Annotated in this window: 11 protein-coding genes and 1 tRNA gene; 7 read left to right on the top strand and 5 right to left on the bottom strand. The window is 71.6% G+C overall.

Annotated features, from left to right (window positions below; all coding sequences use genetic code 11):
- Positions 1 to 16 precede the first annotated feature (16 nt).
- From ASG96_RS19410 to ASG96_RS19420, 3 genes are read right to left on the bottom strand one after another with little or no spacing between them, the layout of a single operon-like run.
- Positions 17 to 1,444 (bottom strand): PP2C family serine/threonine-protein phosphatase, encoded by a 1,428-nt coding sequence (locus ASG96_RS19410; RefSeq protein WP_056750092.1) that lies wholly within the window; start codon positions 1,442 to 1,444, stop codon positions 17 to 19.
- A gap of 4 nt (positions 1,445 to 1,448) precedes the next feature.
- The gene (locus ASG96_RS19415; RefSeq protein WP_057589022.1) at positions 1,449 to 2,051 is read right to left on the bottom strand and encodes an FHA domain-containing protein; all 603 of its coding nucleotides are present in this window, start codon (positions 2,049 to 2,051) and stop codon (positions 1,449 to 1,451) included.
- 49 nt (positions 2,052 to 2,100) lie between these two features.
- The gene (locus tag ASG96_RS19420; protein WP_057589023.1) at positions 2,101 to 2,883 is read right to left on the bottom strand and encodes a DUF3662 and FHA domain-containing protein; all 783 of its coding nucleotides are present in this window, start codon (positions 2,881 to 2,883) and stop codon (positions 2,101 to 2,103) included.
- A 222-nt stretch (positions 2,884 to 3,105) separates the two neighbouring features.
- Here ASG96_RS19420 and ASG96_RS19425 point away from each other — a divergent pair, with 222 nt between their 5' ends.
- From ASG96_RS19425 to ASG96_RS19445, 5 genes are all read left to right on the top strand, one after another.
- A complete protein-coding gene (locus ASG96_RS19425) occupies positions 3,106 to 4,689 on the top strand; it encodes a hypothetical protein (RefSeq protein ID WP_057589024.1) in 1,584 nt (527 codons plus the stop codon).
- A gap of 30 nt (positions 4,690 to 4,719) precedes the next feature.
- On the top strand, positions 4,720 to 5,544 hold the full coding sequence (locus ASG96_RS19430; protein WP_057589025.1) for an NAD(P)-dependent oxidoreductase: 825 nt from the start codon (positions 4,720 to 4,722) through the stop codon (positions 5,542 to 5,544).
- Between the two features lie 168 nt (positions 5,545 to 5,712).
- Positions 5,713 to 5,795 (top strand) — tRNA-Leu (locus ASG96_RS19435).
- A gap of 352 nt (positions 5,796 to 6,147) precedes the next feature.
- Positions 6,148 to 6,558, top strand: coding sequence for a hypothetical protein (locus ASG96_RS19440; protein WP_057589026.1), 411 nt, complete (start codon positions 6,148 to 6,150; stop codon positions 6,556 to 6,558).
- Positions 6,559 to 6,873: 315 nt separating this feature from the next.
- The gene (locus ASG96_RS19445) at positions 6,874 to 7,851 is read left to right on the top strand and encodes a serine/threonine-protein kinase (RefSeq protein ID WP_082591898.1); all 978 of its coding nucleotides are present in this window, start codon (positions 6,874 to 6,876) and stop codon (positions 7,849 to 7,851) included.
- A gap of 62 nt (positions 7,852 to 7,913) precedes the next feature.
- On the opposite strand, the gene ASG96_RS19450 is transcribed toward ASG96_RS19445, so the two are convergent.
- Positions 7,914 to 8,519 carry a winged helix-turn-helix domain-containing protein gene (locus ASG96_RS19450; RefSeq protein ID WP_057589027.1) on the bottom strand — a complete coding sequence of 202 codons (606 nt, stop codon included), beginning with the start codon at positions 8,517 to 8,519 and terminating at the stop codon, positions 7,914 to 7,916.
- Positions 8,520 to 8,755: 236 nt separating this feature from the next.
- On the opposite strand from ASG96_RS19450, the gene ASG96_RS19455 reads away from it, so the two are divergent.
- Together ASG96_RS19455 and ASG96_RS19460 are read left to right on the top strand one after the other, a co-directional pair.
- Positions 8,756 to 13,168 (top strand): S8 family serine peptidase, encoded by a 4,413-nt coding sequence (locus tag ASG96_RS19455; protein ID WP_157611046.1) that lies wholly within the window; start codon positions 8,756 to 8,758, stop codon positions 13,166 to 13,168.
- An 84-nt stretch (positions 13,169 to 13,252) separates the two neighbouring features.
- Positions 13,253 to 13,903, top strand: coding sequence for an LON peptidase substrate-binding domain-containing protein (locus ASG96_RS19460; RefSeq protein ID WP_056750076.1), 651 nt, complete (start codon positions 13,253 to 13,255; stop codon positions 13,901 to 13,903).
- Between the two features lie 213 nt (positions 13,904 to 14,116).
- Here the strand turns inward: ASG96_RS19460 and ASG96_RS19465 are convergent, their stop codons facing one another.
- Positions 14,117 to 14,824: a M50 family metallopeptidase gene (locus ASG96_RS19465; RefSeq protein ID WP_056750068.1), complete on the bottom strand. Its 708-nt coding sequence runs from the start codon at positions 14,822 to 14,824 to the stop codon at positions 14,117 to 14,119.
- Between the last annotated feature and the right edge of the window lie 115 nt (positions 14,825 to 14,939).

Below are 14,939 nucleotides of genomic sequence, written 5' to 3' on the forward strand. Positions count from 1 at the left end.
GGCTCGACGGTCGTCGTCACGCCACGACCCCGGGGAGCGTCACGAGACCGTCGGTGGGCAGCGCGACGGCCGGAGGCGTCGTGATCGACGGGCTCAGGCGCGGCGTCGACGGCAGCGGGGAGGTGGGGTTCGTCGTCGGAGGCGTGGTCGGGACGGTCGACTGCGCCGGCGTCGGGGTCGTGCCGCACGGGGTGCCGGTCGCGGCGAGGTGCTGGCAGCGCACCGCCTCGGCGCGCAGGGCCGTGACCTTGACCAGCGCGTCGGCGAGGTCACGGGCGGGGATCGTGTTGCCGACGGCCGCCTGGACGTCGCTCGGCAGGTCGGAGACGAGGACGTCGGACGGCGACTCGACGTGGGAGAGGCTGATCGGGCCGAGGTCCTGGGAGACACCTCGGAAGATCGCGACGTGCCCGGCGTCGGTCGCGACGAAGTACTGCTTCTGCGACCAGGCCCACGCGGCATACCCGCCGGCGGCGAGGATGGCCGCGACGACGACGACGCTGATGGTGCGCAGCGCGATCTTCGAGCGGCGCGAGCGGGTGGGGTCCTCGGCGAGCTCGAGGGAGTCGTCGTCGGGCTCGGCGCGGCCGGTGGCCTCGCGTGACAGGGCCGCGGCCTTCTCGGCGGGGCTGGTCGGGATGGCACGCGTGCGGCCGCGCATGCGCTTGCCCGCGGCGCCCACGACCTGGGGCACCGTGGTGGGCAGGTCGTCGCCGTCGGCGTCGACGACCTCGGCCACGATGACCGTGACGTTGTCGCGGGTGCTCGCCTTGAGGGCGACCTCGATGCACCGGTCGGCGGCCTCGTCGGGCGTGCGCGCCTCGCGGACGATCTCCTCGATGACGTCGGCGCCGACGAAGTCGGACAGGCCGTCGGAGCACAGCAGGAAGCGGTCACCGATCTTCGCCTCGCGCAGCGACGTGTCGGGCTCGTCGTCGGGCTGGCCGGTCATGACGCGAGTCACGACGGAGCGCTGCGGGTGGTGGCCGGCGTCCTCCTTGGAGATGCGGCCCTCGTCGATGAGCTGCTGGACGAAGGAGTGGTCCTTCGTGATCTGCGAGAACGTGTCGCCGCGCAGCATGAAGGCGCGCGAGTCGCCGATGTGGGCCATCGCCAGCTTGTTTCCGGTGCGCAGCATGACGATCGTCGTGCTGCCCATGCCGGCGAGGTCGGAGTTCTCGCGCATCGCCTTGGTCAGCCTGGCGTTCGCGGCGTGGAGCGCCTCCTCGAGGAGCGGGATCGCCTGGTCGGCGGTGACGTCCTCCTCGTCGAGCGGGGCGAGCTCTCCGACGATCATCGAGCTGGCGACGTCGCCTGCGGCGTGGCCGCCCATGCCGTCGGCGAGCACGAGCAGGTTGGGCCCGGCATACCCCGAGTCCTCGTTGCGGGACTTGGGGCCCAGCCCGAGGTCGGAGCGCGCGGCATAGCGCAGGGCGATGGCCATCCGGTCAGCCTCGCAGTTCGAGGACGGTCTTGCCGATCCGCAGGGTGGTGCCGACCTCGACCGGTCGCGACCCCGTCAGCCGGTCGCGACCCATGAAGGTGCCGTTGGTCGAGCCGAGGTCCTCGACGACCCAGCCGTCGCGGCCCGACGGGTCGGGATGGATGCGGCAGTGGCGGCCCGACGCGTAGTCGTCGTCGAGGACGAGGGCGCACTCGGGGTTGCGGCCGATGAGGATGCCGCCGCTGCGCAGGGGCAGCGACGTGCCGGTCAGCGGGCCCTCGGTGACGACGAGCGTCGTCGGGCTGCCCTTGCCGCGCCCCCGGCCCTTGCGGGCGGCTGCCTCGGGCGTGGTGGCAGCGGCGCCGGCGGCACCGGCGGCACCCGCGGCACCCGCGGCACCCGCGGCACCCGCGGCGGGCACCGGCGTGCGACGGGAGGTGGCCTTGCGGTCCTGCTTCTCGGCCTGCTTCAGCGCCTTGCGCTGCCCGCGGCGGCTCACGGCGGTGCCGTAGATGTCGGTGCGGAGCACGCCGACGACGCTGAAGATGAAGATCCACAGCAGCGCGAGCAGACCCAGCCGCAGCAGGGTGAGGGTGAGTTCACTCATGCGTCACCAGATGTCATCACCGGAGGGCTGTCCAAGGGGGTCATCGGGCTCACCGGCGTCCGGCTCGGAAGGTCGCCGACGTCCGGCCGATCGTGAGGCGGTCGCCGTCCTGGAGCCGCTGGCTCGAGACGCGCTCGCCGTTGACGAAGGTGCCGTTGGTGGAGTTGAGGTCGCGGATCGAGGTCACGAGGTGGGGACCGTCGGTGGTCACGCGGATCTCGCTGTGGCGGCGGGACACCCCGGGGTCGTCGATGACGATGTCGGCCGTCTCGTCGCGGCCGAGCGTCGTGAGGCTGCCGAGGAGGGGGTAGCGGTCGCCCCCGATGTCGAGCCACGGGCGGGCCGACGGGTTGGACCGGGGGGCCGGGCGGTGCACCGGCGCCTCGTCGATGGCCGTGCCGTTGTAGGTCTGCGGCCGCGCCGCAGGGGCCGGCTCGCGAGCGGCGGGCTCGCGCCCGGCCTGCTTGGCGGTGGCGGGGCGCACGCGGAAGACACCCGTCTCGAGGCCCTCGCCCTCGACGAGCGCGACCTCGAGGGGGCCGCCGGGCTGGTAGCCCTGCGAGTCGGCGTGCTCCTGGGCCGCGGCGACGAGGTCGTCGGACAGGTCGTCCTCGTAGTCGCCGAGCCGCTCGTAGTCGGTCTGGCTCAGCTCGATCGTGTAGAGGTTGGGCACCATGGCCCGGCCGTGACCGAGGAGCGCCGCCCGGTCGTCCATGGCGCGGCGGATGGCCGAGGCGATCTCGACAGGCTGCACCTCGGACTTGAACGCCTTGGCGAAGGCACCGTGGACAGCCTTGGCGAGACCGTGCTCGACACGGTTGATGATTCCCACGCCGTCTCCTCCTCCTTGGTGAGCGCTCCTGTCGGGCGCTTCATCGTAACCGGGTCAGCACCCCGAGCCTCCAACCGACAGTCGGCGCGGGGTGCCACGAAACGTCCGTTTGCGCCCGCTGGGGCATGGCCGGCGGGTTTGATGTGTGGCGGAAGCATGGGACTATCACACGGGGTCCCGCGGCGGGGTCCCGCACGTGGTTAGGCCAGCAAGGAGTGCTCGATGAGCAAGGACGACACCGGAAACACCGAGAGCCAGGGCATCCCCGGCTTCTCGGCGAACAACTCCATCCCGGGTGGTTTCGCCCTTCCCATCCCGACGGCGACCGGCGGTGCTGCCCAGCCCGACGAGGCCCCGGCCGACCCGTGGAGCTCGACGTGGGAGGACACCTCCTGGCAGTCGGGCGACACCGGTGAGATCCCGACGGGCGCCGACGACGCCGACTCCTCCACCAACCAGTGGACCGACTCCTATGAGTACGGCGGCGAGACCGCCGCCCACGACACCTCCGAGCGCAACGGCCACGCCCAGAACGGCAGTGCGGTCAACGGGGCGGACACCTCGGACGCCTCGTCCTCGACGAGCTCGTGGACCGACTGGGAGCCCTCCGACCCGGGAACGGCCGACTGGTCGGCGAGCGGCACCGTCGCCTCCGACGAGACCTACGCCGAGGAGACGTACTCCGGGTGGACGCCCGCCGGTTCCACCGCGGCGGACGAGCCCTCGGCCAATACGGCCGACCACTCCGCCGCGCAGCAGGCGTATGCCGCCCGGCCGGCCGTCGACCCCGACGTGGCCGCCGCGGCCGCCGAGCTGGGCTACGACATCGACACCCCGGCGGACCCGTCCTACGACCTGACCCCCGCGCCGCGCACCGGCAACTCCGACCGCCCGAGCGCCGAGGACCTCATCACGGCCCGCTCGAAGGGGGAGCGCCAGAAGGTCAAGGCCAACTCGGGTCTGCGCAAGGCGTTCGGCCTCGGTCCGAGCGTCAAGGAGATGCTCGAGCGCGACCGCATCGACCGCATCGCGCGCCCGCTCAACGGCCGCAAGACGATCATGGTCATCAACACCAAGGGTGGCGGTGGCAAGACGCTCGTCACCCTCATGCTCGCCAGCTACCTGGGGCGCTACCGCTCGGGTTCCGTGCTCGCGTGGGACAACAACGAGACCGAGGGCACGCTGGGCATGCGCGCGCCGTCGCAGAGCCACCACCGCACGGTCGTCGACCTGCTCGGTGCCCTGCCGACGATCGCCAACGACCCCACTGCCGGCACGTCCGAGCTCGAGCACTGGGTGCGCGAGCAGCGGGGCCTGTCGTTCGACGTGCTCGCCTCGGCCGACGACGACGAGGCGATGCGCATCATCGGCGAGTCGGAGTTCGAGAACCTCCACACGCAGCTCTCGCGCTTCTACCGGATGATCGTCGTCGACACGGGCAACAACCGTCTGTCGCCGAACTGGCTCGCGGCGGCTGCCCGCGCCGACATCCTCGTCTTCGCCACGTCGCTCAAGGACGACACGTCCGTCGTCGCGGCCAAGAACCTCGACGCGCTCGTCGCGATGGGCCGGGGCGACCTCGTGCGCAACGCGGTCTGCGTCATCTCGCACACCTCGGCCAAGGGCAACGACGTCGGAGCCGGCGTCCACACGCGCGAGCACTTCGAGCAGTGGGTGCGCGCCGTCGTCGACATCCCCTACGACCCGATGCTCGCGCCGGGCCTGCACCTCGACCCGCTCAAGATCAGCCGCAAGACGCACGAGTGCTGCATGGAGATGGCTGCCGTCGTCGTCGACGGCCTCTGATCCCGGAACCCGAGCGGCGAGGCTGCTGACGTGGCCGTCATCGCGCTGACCGGCGCCGCAGGGCGCATCGCGACCGCGGTGCGCCCCCGTCTGCGCGCGGCGGGCCATCGGCTCGTCCTCTGCGACGGCGCCGGGGTGGTCGTGCCCGGCGTCGACCCGGCGACCGAGCGGGTGCTCGCGTGCGACCTGCGTGACGTCGCGGCCCAGGCCGAGGCGTTCGCGGGCGCCGACCTCGTCGTGCACCTCGGCGCCCACTCCGACGAGCGGTCCTGGTCCGACATCCTCGCCGTCAACATCGACGGCACGCACGCCGTCTGCGAGGCGGCCCGGCTCGCCGGTGTGGGTCGGATGCTGCTCGCGAGCTCGGTGCACGCGGCGGGCTACGTGCCGGTGGACTCCCCGCTCGCCCGCGAGGGGATGCCGCTGCCGGCGCCCGACACGTACTACGGCGTCAGCAAGGCGGCGCTCGAGGCGCTCGGCGGGTTGTATGCCGGCCGCTTCGCCATGACGGTCGTCAGCGCCCGGATCATGACCTTCGACGACGCGCCGGGTGGCCCGCGCTCGCTGCAGTCGTGGCTCTCCCCCGACGACATGACGCGGCTCGTGCTGGCGGCGCTGACCACGGACGCCGGCGGTCACCACGTCGTGTGGGGCGTCTCGCGCAACACGCGGCGCCGGGTCGACCTGGCGCCGGGGCTCGCGATCGGCTTCGACCCGCAGGACGACGCGGAGGCGTATGCCTGGGGCGTCGAGCAGCGGGACCCGAGCAGCCCGCCCGGAGTGCTCGGAGGCGGGTTTGCGACTCCGGACTACCGGCTGGGCGAGCCGCACGGCGGTGCGCGCGACCGACTCTGACCCGGCAGGTCGATCGGCCGATGGTCTGCGCCCTGGTGTGGTGATCACCCAACCGGACGGCGGACCATCCGACGTGTCACGGCGAGCCGGATGGGGCTGACGAGCCCACGCCGGGGGGACCCGGTTTGGCGATAGCGGGCCTGATACAGCACACTGTCTCCTTGTCACGCGCGAGTGGCGGAATGGCAGACGCGCTGGCTTCAGGTGCCAGTGTCCGAAAGGGCGTGGGGGTTCAAATCCCCCCTCGCGCACGCGATGACGAAGGGCCCCAGTTCTCGGAACTGGGGCCCTTCCGCGTGTGCGGGCCCTTCGTCATCGCGTGCGCCGCCCGGGATTTGGGAGGAGCCGGAGCGAAGCGGAGGCGACGGTTCCCCCCTCGCGTACCAGGACCGATCCGTCCGTTCTGAGGTGGCTTCGTCCGCGAATTCGTCGAAGCAGCACGCCGTTCGGTATCTGGAGCCCGGATCGAGCGTCTGTCCGCTACCCAGCTAGATCAGCTCCAGTCGCGCCACACGGAACCCCGGACGGCGCGACGCCCCCGGGAATGATCGCGGTCCAGGCGCGGCCGTGCGGGGTCGACTCTCCACCCGAAAGGAGCGCCACATGTCCAGTCAGTCCTCCACCACCACCACCCTTGCGCGTCGCTCGGCCGCAGCGCTCGGCACCTCGGCAGTCCTCTGCCTGGGTCTCGCCGGTCCGGCGCTCGCCATGAAGCTGCCCGACCCGATTCCCGTCCCGCAGGCCTCGTCCGCCCCGTCGGACTGCGTCTACGTCGGCGGTGCCTCGACCGTGTCCTGCCGCGACCAGTCGTCGGCGTCCCCGGGCTCCGGCGCGGGGTCGGCCTCCGCGGCCGAGCAGGGTACGCCCGAGGTGGCCACGCCCGTGTCGCCCCGCGTCGTCCTGCCCTCGCCCGAGCCGTCCGACCTGCCGGCGATCGGCATCGGGGTCGCCGCTGCGGTCGTCATCGCCGGTGGGCTCATGATCGCGTCGACGAACCGCCGACGCGCCGCTTGAGATCCCGCCTGAGATCGCGCCCGCGATCTCGCCCCAGGACCCCCGACCGGGGCCCCGGACGCGTCACCCGGCCCGACGGCACACGACCATCGTGTGCCGTCGGGCTCGTGGCGCGAAGCGGACCACATCGACGGTTCGAGGCAGTGATGCGAGGGGTATGTAGGCGGGAGCCGTGCGACCGGGGGACGGTTTCTGCAGAGCCCCAGCCCGTGAATGTTCATTCATTGCGGGGTCCCGTACCATGACCGCTGACGAAGGCCCCTGAGATGTCAACTGACGTGCACCTTCAGACCGAAAGGCCCCGGTGCCACTGACATGAACCGCCTGCAGGAAGGGTTCGTCCTCGGCGACCGCTATCAGCTGGAGAGCCGCATCGCTTCCGGGGGGATGGCCGATGTCTGGGCCGGCACCGACTTCGTGCTGCGGCGCGAGGTCGCGGTCAAGGTCATGCGCCCCGACGCCGACCACGAGCGGCTCTTCGCCCTCCGCTTCCGCGACGAGGCGGTGCACTCGGCGGCGCTGCTGCACACCAACATCGCGACGGTCTTCGACTACGGCGAGGACCAGGGCCTCGCGTTCCTCGTCATGGAGCTCGTCTCCGGCGAGCCGCTCTCCGCTGTCCTCACCCGACGCGGGCCGCTGGTACCGAGCGAGGTCCGCTCGATCATGGGCCAGGCCGCGCTCGCGCTCGGCGTCGCCCACGAGGCGCGCGTCGTGCACCGCGACATCAAGCCGGCCAACATCATGGTGCGCGAAGACGGGCTCGTGAAGCTCACCGACTTCGGCATCGCGCGCGCACTCGACGCGTCCGGTCACACGCAGCACGGCGAGATGCTCGGCACGCCCAACTACATCAGTCCCGAGCAGGCGCTCGGCCACGCCGCGACGGGTGCGAGCGACCTCTACGCCCTCGGCGTCGTCGGCCACGAGATGCTCGTGGGCAAGCGTCCCTTCGACCGCGGCACCCCCATCGCCACGGCCCTCAGCCACGTCAACGAGCCGCCCCCGCCGCTGCCCGACGACGTGCCCGAGGACCTGCGCGACCTCATCGCCGAGTGCCTCGAGAAGGACCCCGAGAAGCGTCCGGCCAACGCGGCCGCTGTCGCCGTCCGCCTCGGCCTGGGCGACCAGGAGCTGCGCGGTCTCGCGCTCGGCCTGGCGACTGCCATCAACGGAGCCCCGGCCGAGCTGCTCGACGACGTCGAGGGTCTGGCCGAGGCCGTGGAGGCGGAGTACCTTCCCGAGACCCAGCATCTGGCGAGTCCGGCGACCGGCGGCAGCGCCGGCACCTGAGTCGAACAGGTCGTGGGGTCGACCGAGTCCTTGACGTCGATGCCCTCGCCGTCAGGTGGCGGTCAGGACGTCACGACACGCAGCCGGTAGCCGATGCCGTGCACCGAGGCGACTTGACAGCCCGCCGCGGCGCCGAGCCGCCGGCGAAGCCGCTTCACCGTCGAGGTGAGCGGATCCTTGTCGCCGAGCAGGTCGGTGCCCCAGAGCTGTTGGGTCAGGGTGGCGAACGACCACACGCGGCCGATGTCGGACGCAAGCACGGCCAGCAGGTCGAACTCGCGGGCTGACAGGTGGACGGGGACACCCCTGACCGTCACCTCGCGGGCGGCGGCGTCGATCGTCACGGCGCCGACGGCCAGGGCGTCGGACGGTGGCCCAGTCTCGTCCCGGACGGCGGGTGCGAACGCGCGGACCGGTGCGCCCCAGCCCGCGTCGAGCAGACCGGCGGCGGGCCATGCCGCAGCCACAGATGCCACGTGGTCAGCCATCGGGAGCACGTTCACCCCGGCCCCGTGCTCGGCGGGCTCGAGGAGCGTGCGTGCGCCCTCGAGGTCGGCCGTGACGAGGACGACCGCGCTGTCGCGCAGTAACCGCGCCACCCGCGTGGCCTCGCCCAGTGGGAGTCCGACACAGAGCACGAAGCCCGCGCCGACCGAGCTGTGGAACATAGTTCCCCCCTTGTCTCTCGCACCGTGAATAACTCTCTAGCAGAGCCACGGGGGTCGCCGTCCACCCCCGGCGGCGCGGCTTGACCAAGATTTGACCCTTTTCCGCCCGGGTTCTGCCCGTTCGTCGACCTATGCCCGGCCGCCTCCACCTTGCGAGCGTGGTGAGCGTCCTTCCCACACAAGGACGCCCGTGCTCTCGGGGGTTTGCCGGGCTATCGACCGGACACGGAGGATCGATGACACCCACGCCACCCAGGGCCAGACGACTGATCCAGGTCGTCGCGGCCGTGGTCGCCGTCCTGCTCACCAGCGCAGGCTTCGGCGCACCGAACGCCTATGCCGCAGACCCTGACCCGAGAGACAAGCTCAGCGCCGCCGCCGAACAACGGCTGACCCAGAACAAGACCGCGGACTTCTGGGTCCGGATGATCGACAAGGCCGACCTGTCCAAGGGCAGCCAGGTCGCGGACTGGAACCAGCGCGGCAAGGCGGTCCACGACGCGCTGCGCAGCCATGCCACCGCCTCGCAGGCGAAGGTGGTCGCCCAGCTCAAGGCGGCGAACGCCGACTACACGCCGTACTGGATCACCAATGCGGTGCTCGTGCGCGGTGGCACCCTCGGCCTCGCCAACACCCTGGCCGCCAACACCGAGGTCAAGGAGATCGTCGAGACCTCCGTCCTCGAGCTCATCAAGCCCGTCGACCAGAAGCCGTCCAGCAGCTCGACCGGCCCGAACGCCGTCGAGTGGGGCATCTCCGCCATCAACGCCGATGACGTCTGGGGCAGCGGTGTGACCGGCGAGGGCATCGTGGTCGCGAGCATCGACAGCGGCGTCGACGTCACGCACCCGGCGCTGCGGTCGAAGTACCGGGGGCTCCTGCCCGACGGCACGCTCGACAACAACTACAACTTCTTCGACAGCTCCGGCGACTGCAACGCGGCCGGCGACCCGTGCGACACCGACGGCCACGGCACCCACACGATGGGAACCATGCTCGGCTCCGACGGAGCCAACCAGATCGGCGTCGCCCCAGGTGCGAAGTGGATCGAGGCCAACGGCTGCAGCACCTGCGCCGATGCCGACCTCATCGAGTCGGGTCAGTGGATGCTGGCCCCGACGCGTCTCGACGGCACCGGTGCCGACCCGTCGAAGCGCCCCAACGTCATCAACAACTCGTGGGGTTCGCGGAACCCGTCGACAGCGCCGTTCATGGAGGACATCCAGAACGCCTGGGCCGCCTCGGGCATCTGGGGGCAGTGGTCCAACGGCAACAGCGGGCCCGCTTGCACGACAAGCGGATCCCCCGGCTCGCGCCTCATCAACTATTCCGCTGGAGCCTTCGACGTCAACGGCAACGTCGCGAGCTTCTCGGCGCGAGGACCCGGCCAGGACGGGATGACGAAGCCGAACATCTCGGCCCCCGGGGTCAACGTCCGCTCGTCGGTGCCCGGTGGCGGCTACGCCACCGCAAACGGTACGTCGATGGCGTCGCCGCACGTCGCGGGCGCCGTGGCGCTCGTGTGGAGCGCGGCCCCCTCGCTCGTCGGTGACATCGCCGGCACGAAGGCGCTGCTCGACGAGACGGCCGTCGACACGAGCGACCTGACGTGTGGCGGTACCGCCGCGGACAACAACGTCTGGGGCCAGGGCAAGCTCGACGCCCAGCGCCTCGTCGCGGGCGCGCCCGTGGGCGACGCCGGCCACCTCGCAGGCACCGTCACCTCCGGCGGCTCGCCCGTGGCCGGTGCCAGCGTCCAGGTCAGCGGCCCGACGTCGCGCACCGTCACGACCGGCAGCGACGGCACGTACGACATCACCGTGTCTGCCGGTGCCTACGCCATCCGGGTGAGCGCTTTCGGATACGTCACCGCCGACCGGACCGCGACGGTCGCGGCCGGCTCGACGGCCACGGTCGACGTCGAGCTCACGGCGGCGCCGCGGCACACCGTCTCCGGCACCGTGACGCTCCAGGGCGGCGCACCCGTCGCCGGTGCCTCGGTCACGGTCAGCTCCGCGATCCCCGCCGTGACGACCGCAGCCGACGGCGCATTCTCCATCGCCGAGGTGCCGGAGGGCACGTACACGCTGGCGGTGAACGCGGGCGGATGCACGGCCCCGTACTCGGCCGAGCTCGTCGTCGACGGCGACGAGAGCGTGCCGGTGGCACTCACCGCGCGCGCCGACGGCTACGGCTACACGTGCGCCGTGGGTGGCGCCGGCTACGTCCAGGGCACGACGAAGACCACGCTGGGCGGTGACGACGCGGCTCTCGCCCTCGACCTGCCGTGGGCGTTCTCCTACTACGGCCAGTCCTACTCCAAGGCGTATGTCTCCACGAACGGCCACGTGAACTTCCTGGCCAGCGTGACGGCATACGCCAACACCGCCATCCCGAACCCGGCCGCGCCCAACGCCGCGATCTACCCGTTCTGGGACGACCTCAACGTCGACGCGTCGGCGGGGGTCTACACCGGGACGACGACGGTGGGCGGCGTGGAGGCGTTCGTCATCGAGTGGCGCAACGTCCGCTCGTACTCCGACGCCAACGCCCGGACGAACTTCTCCGTCGCGCTCCTGCGCAGCGGCGGGGTCCTGCTCGGCTACGGCGCCCAGACCGACGCGAAGCCGGTCCTCACCGGCACCTCCGCGACGGTCGGCATCGAGAACGCCAATGGCAGCGTGGCCTGGCAGTACGCATTCAACACCGCTGGGTCGGTGGCCCCGCAGACGTCGATCCGCTTCACCCCGCCGCCCTCCGGCGTTCTGAGTGGCACGGTCACCGACGCCAACGACCACCAGCCGGTCTCCGGTGCGACGGTCACCATCACGCCGTCGACGGGTTCGCCGACGACGCTGACGACCGCGGCCGACGGCACGTTCAGCAAGGTGCTGTTCCTCGGTTCGTACGAGGTCAAGGCCTCCGCGACGAACTACGTCACGGAGACAACGACCATCACCTTCGACAGCGACGGTGACACGGCGACGTTCAGCCCGGCCCTCAAGACCGGCATCGCCGAGGTCTCCGGCGCGACGTCGTACGACTGGGGTGTGCTCGGCATGGGCGACACGCGCAGGGAGAGCTTCACCGTGAAGAACACCGGTTCCGCGCCGCTCGCGTTCTCCATTGGTGAGGGTGGTCGCAAGACCTCGTCGGTCGCCGAGCGGCCGGCCGCGCTGAGCGGCGCGTCCGTCAAGGCCGCGACGGCGTCCGACCGCGGCGCGACGTCGGCCAAGGGTCTCTACAGCGCGACCCAGCGGGCCGCGCAGAAGGGCCTCGCGGCCGCGCCGAGCGCGGACGGTGACGTGCTGGCCTCGTGGGACACCGGCCTGTCCGTCGCCTGGGGTGTCGGCTACGACTCGAGCGTCTGGATCTCGGACCCCGAGGCGCAGACGAACACGAAGTTCTCGACGGCCGGTGTCGCCCAGGCGACCTACCCCGGCCGCTGGGGCGGCTCGTGGAACGGCGATATGGCCTACGACAGCACGACTGGCAAGGTCTGCCAGGTCAATGTCGGCGGCGACAACGCCATCGTCTGCGTCGACCCGGCGACGGGTGCCGAGAGCAGCCGCATCTCGGGCACGCCCTGGACCGGGACGTCGCAGCGTGGGCTCGCCTACAACGCCGCGGACGACGTGTTCTACATCGGTGGCTGGAACGAGGGCGTCATCTACACGGTCGCGGGCACCACGCACGCGACCCCAGGTGCCACGCTCGCCACCTGTGAGCCGGCCGAGCCCGGCATCGCCGGTCTGGCCTACAACAACACCTCCGACACGATCTGGATGGTGCCGAGCGCGGAGACAACGGTGTTCTACCAGCTGTCGCCGGCCGACTGCTCGACCCTCAAGACCGTGGCCTACCCGACCGACGACGACTTCCCGGGCTCCGGGCTCGAGTCCGACGACCAGGGCAACCTCTGGACGGCGAACCAGCTGGACGGCAAGGCGTACCTCGTCGACGTGGGCGACCCGGAGAACACCGACCTTCCGTGGCTGTCGGTCGCCCCGACTTCCACGACCATCGCCGTGGGTGAGACGAGGACCTTCACCGTGGACGTCGACGCCTCGCTCGCCGAGCCGGGTGTCTGGTCGGGTGCACTCACGCTCAACACGGGGGCGGGCCGGACCCGCGCCGTGAACGTGCCCTTCCGGGTGGTCATCTCGGCCTACCAGGTCGGCGTCAACAACGCCGGTGGCGCTGTCGCCGGGAAGGACCTGTTCAGGTGGCAGGCCGACAAGGCGTACGCGGCGGGCGGCTGGGGCTACCTCGGCACCGACACCAAGGTCGAGTCGACGAAGAAGGCGATAGCCGGGACGCAGGACCAGACGCTGTTCCAGACGCGCCGGTCGGGCGCCGTGACGTACCGCTTCGACGCGGCACCGGCGGGCACGTACCAGCTCGAGCTCGGCTTCGCCGAGTTCACTGCGACCAAGCCCGGCTCGCACGTCTTCGACGTAAAGGTCAACGGTGCGTACAAGATCGTCGCGAAGGACATCGCGGCCGAGGTCGGCTCGTTCACGGCCGACGTCGACACGCTCGTCATCGAGCACGCGGGCGGTCCTCTCACCGTCGAGCTCGTGCCCCGCAAGGGGCTCGGTTCGCCGGTCGTCAACACCCTCAAGGTCCAGGAGCGAGGTGACCTCTGAGATGTGAGCGCCTGACCGCGTGAACGCAGCGGCCGGCCGTCGTCGGGGCTCCCGACGGCGGCCGGCCGTGCCTACTCTGGCTGCATGGCGACACTGCCGCTCTTCCCGCTCGGCACCGTGCTCATGCCCGGTGGGCGGTTGCCCCTGCAGATCTTCGAACCGCGCTACGTCCGGCTGCTCCGGGACCTGCTCGACGGGCAGGACGAGCGCTCCCCCGTCTTCGGGGTCGTCGCGATCCGGGAGGGCTACGAGGTCGGCGAGGAGGGCGTGCGCGCCCTGCACCCCATCGGCTGCGGCGCCCTGCTCACCCAGGCCGCTGCGCTCGAGGGCGAGCGGTTCCTCGTCGTCTCGGAGGGCACGGACCGCTTCCGGCTCGACGCCATCGACGAGTCCGCCGGCACGCCGTACACCACGGCCCGCGTCACCTGGCTGACCGAGCCCGACGGCGACGCCGCGACCGTCACCCTCCTCGCGGCCCGCCTCCGCGCCGAGCTCGCCGTCTTCGCCGCGGTGACGGGCACCGACCCCGAGCTCCCGGCCGACGACCGTGCCCTCGCGTATGCCGTGTCCGACGCCGTGAGTCTGGACGTGGCCGACCGCCAGCGCCTCCTCGCGAGCAGCGACACGGAGTCGCGCCTGCGGCTCGGCCTCGAGCTGGTCAGGCGTGAGCGCGAGTTCGCCGCTGCCCTCGGCGCGGTCGCCCGGCCGCCGATCCCGCCCTTCAGCCTCAACTGACCTCATCGCGAAGGCCGACCGCCTGCAGGCGGGGCCCAGCCCGGCGGCATGCCAGTGATCTCCCTGCATGCCGCCGGGCCGTCGCCGTGGTCATCCGTGCACCGGATGCGGCGTCCCCGAGGTGTGGTGCAGGGTGGTCCCCCTGGCTCCACCCGATCTTCGCTTACCCATTTTCCCGGCGCGTCGACCACCGACAGCCGGCCTTCGTGCCGGTCAGTGCAGGGTGGCGACGACCTCGGCCGCGACGACCCACGTCGCGAGGGCGCACACGACGACGAACGAGAGGTTCCAGGCGGCACGTGGCAGGTGCGTCAGCGAGGCGAGGACGCCCGGGTCGCTGCCGCTGCTGCGGTCGCCCAGCACCGCGAGCAGATGGCGCCAGGCCCCGACGACGAGCACGACGCCCAGGCCGACGAGCACCTGCGTCTGCAGCGCGTCGTCGCGCCACCACCAGAGGGCGGCCGAGCCGGCGATGGCGACGAGCATGACGACGACCGTGAGCGCCGACCGCACCCGGACGAGGGCGAAGAGGAGGACGGCGAGACCGGCCGTGATGACGGGGGCCGCCCAGCCGCGCTCGGCCGCCCACACCATCGCGGCGCCGAGCAGCGCCGGCATCGGGTAGCCCGACCACGTGGAGGCCATGCGGCCGGGGCCGCGCACCGGGCCACGGGTCACGGCGTGGCCGGACATGTCACCGCGGAGCACGAAACCCGTGAACTGCCGCCCGACGAGCACCCCGACCACGGCGTGACCGAGCTCGTGCACGAGGGTGACGGCGAGGCGTACGACCTTCCACAGCGGCTCGACGGCAACGAGGACGAGCGCGATGCCGAGGACGATCAGCAGCCGGGGGGCGGCCAGGGCGACGTCACCGGTCGCCGGGACCACCCGGTCGCGCACCGCCTCGAACCAGTCCACGGACGCAGAACCTAGCCGACACGGTTGTGGGTGCCCGAGGTGGACCCCCGTTGGGTACGGAAAGAGGAGTCGCGCGCGAGGCGCAGGCTCTCGATGCGACAGGACGGGCGGTTCA

Source organism: Terrabacter sp. Soil810, assembly GCF_001429645.1.
Taxonomy (GTDB): Bacteria; Actinomycetota; Actinomycetes; order Actinomycetales; family Dermatophilaceae; genus Terrabacter.

Coding starts and splice junctions, on each gene's coding strand:
- ASG96_RS19425 (WP_057589024.1), top strand. CDS start 3,106: ATGAGCAAGGACGACACCGGAAACACCGAGAGCCAGGGCATCCCCGGC.
- ASG96_RS19445 (WP_082591898.1), top strand. CDS start 6,874: ATGAACCGCCTGCAGGAAGGGTTCGTCCTCGGCGACCGCTATCAGCTG.
- ASG96_RS19410 (WP_056750092.1), bottom strand. CDS start 1,444: ATGGCCATCGCCCTGCGCTATGCCGCGCGCTCCGACCTCGGGCTGGGC.
- ASG96_RS19440 (WP_057589026.1), top strand. CDS start 6,148: ATGTCCAGTCAGTCCTCCACCACCACCACCCTTGCGCGTCGCTCGGCC.
- ASG96_RS19415 (WP_057589022.1), bottom strand. CDS start 2,051: ATGAGTGAACTCACCCTCACCCTGCTGCGGCTGGGTCTGCTCGCGCTG.
- ASG96_RS19455 (WP_157611046.1), top strand. CDS start 8,756: ATGACACCCACGCCACCCAGGGCCAGACGACTGATCCAGGTCGTCGCG.
- ASG96_RS19460 (WP_056750076.1), top strand. CDS start 13,253: ATGGCGACACTGCCGCTCTTCCCGCTCGGCACCGTGCTCATGCCCGGT.
- ASG96_RS19450 (WP_057589027.1), bottom strand. CDS start 8,519: ATGTTCCACAGCTCGGTCGGCGCGGGCTTCGTGCTCTGTGTCGGACTC.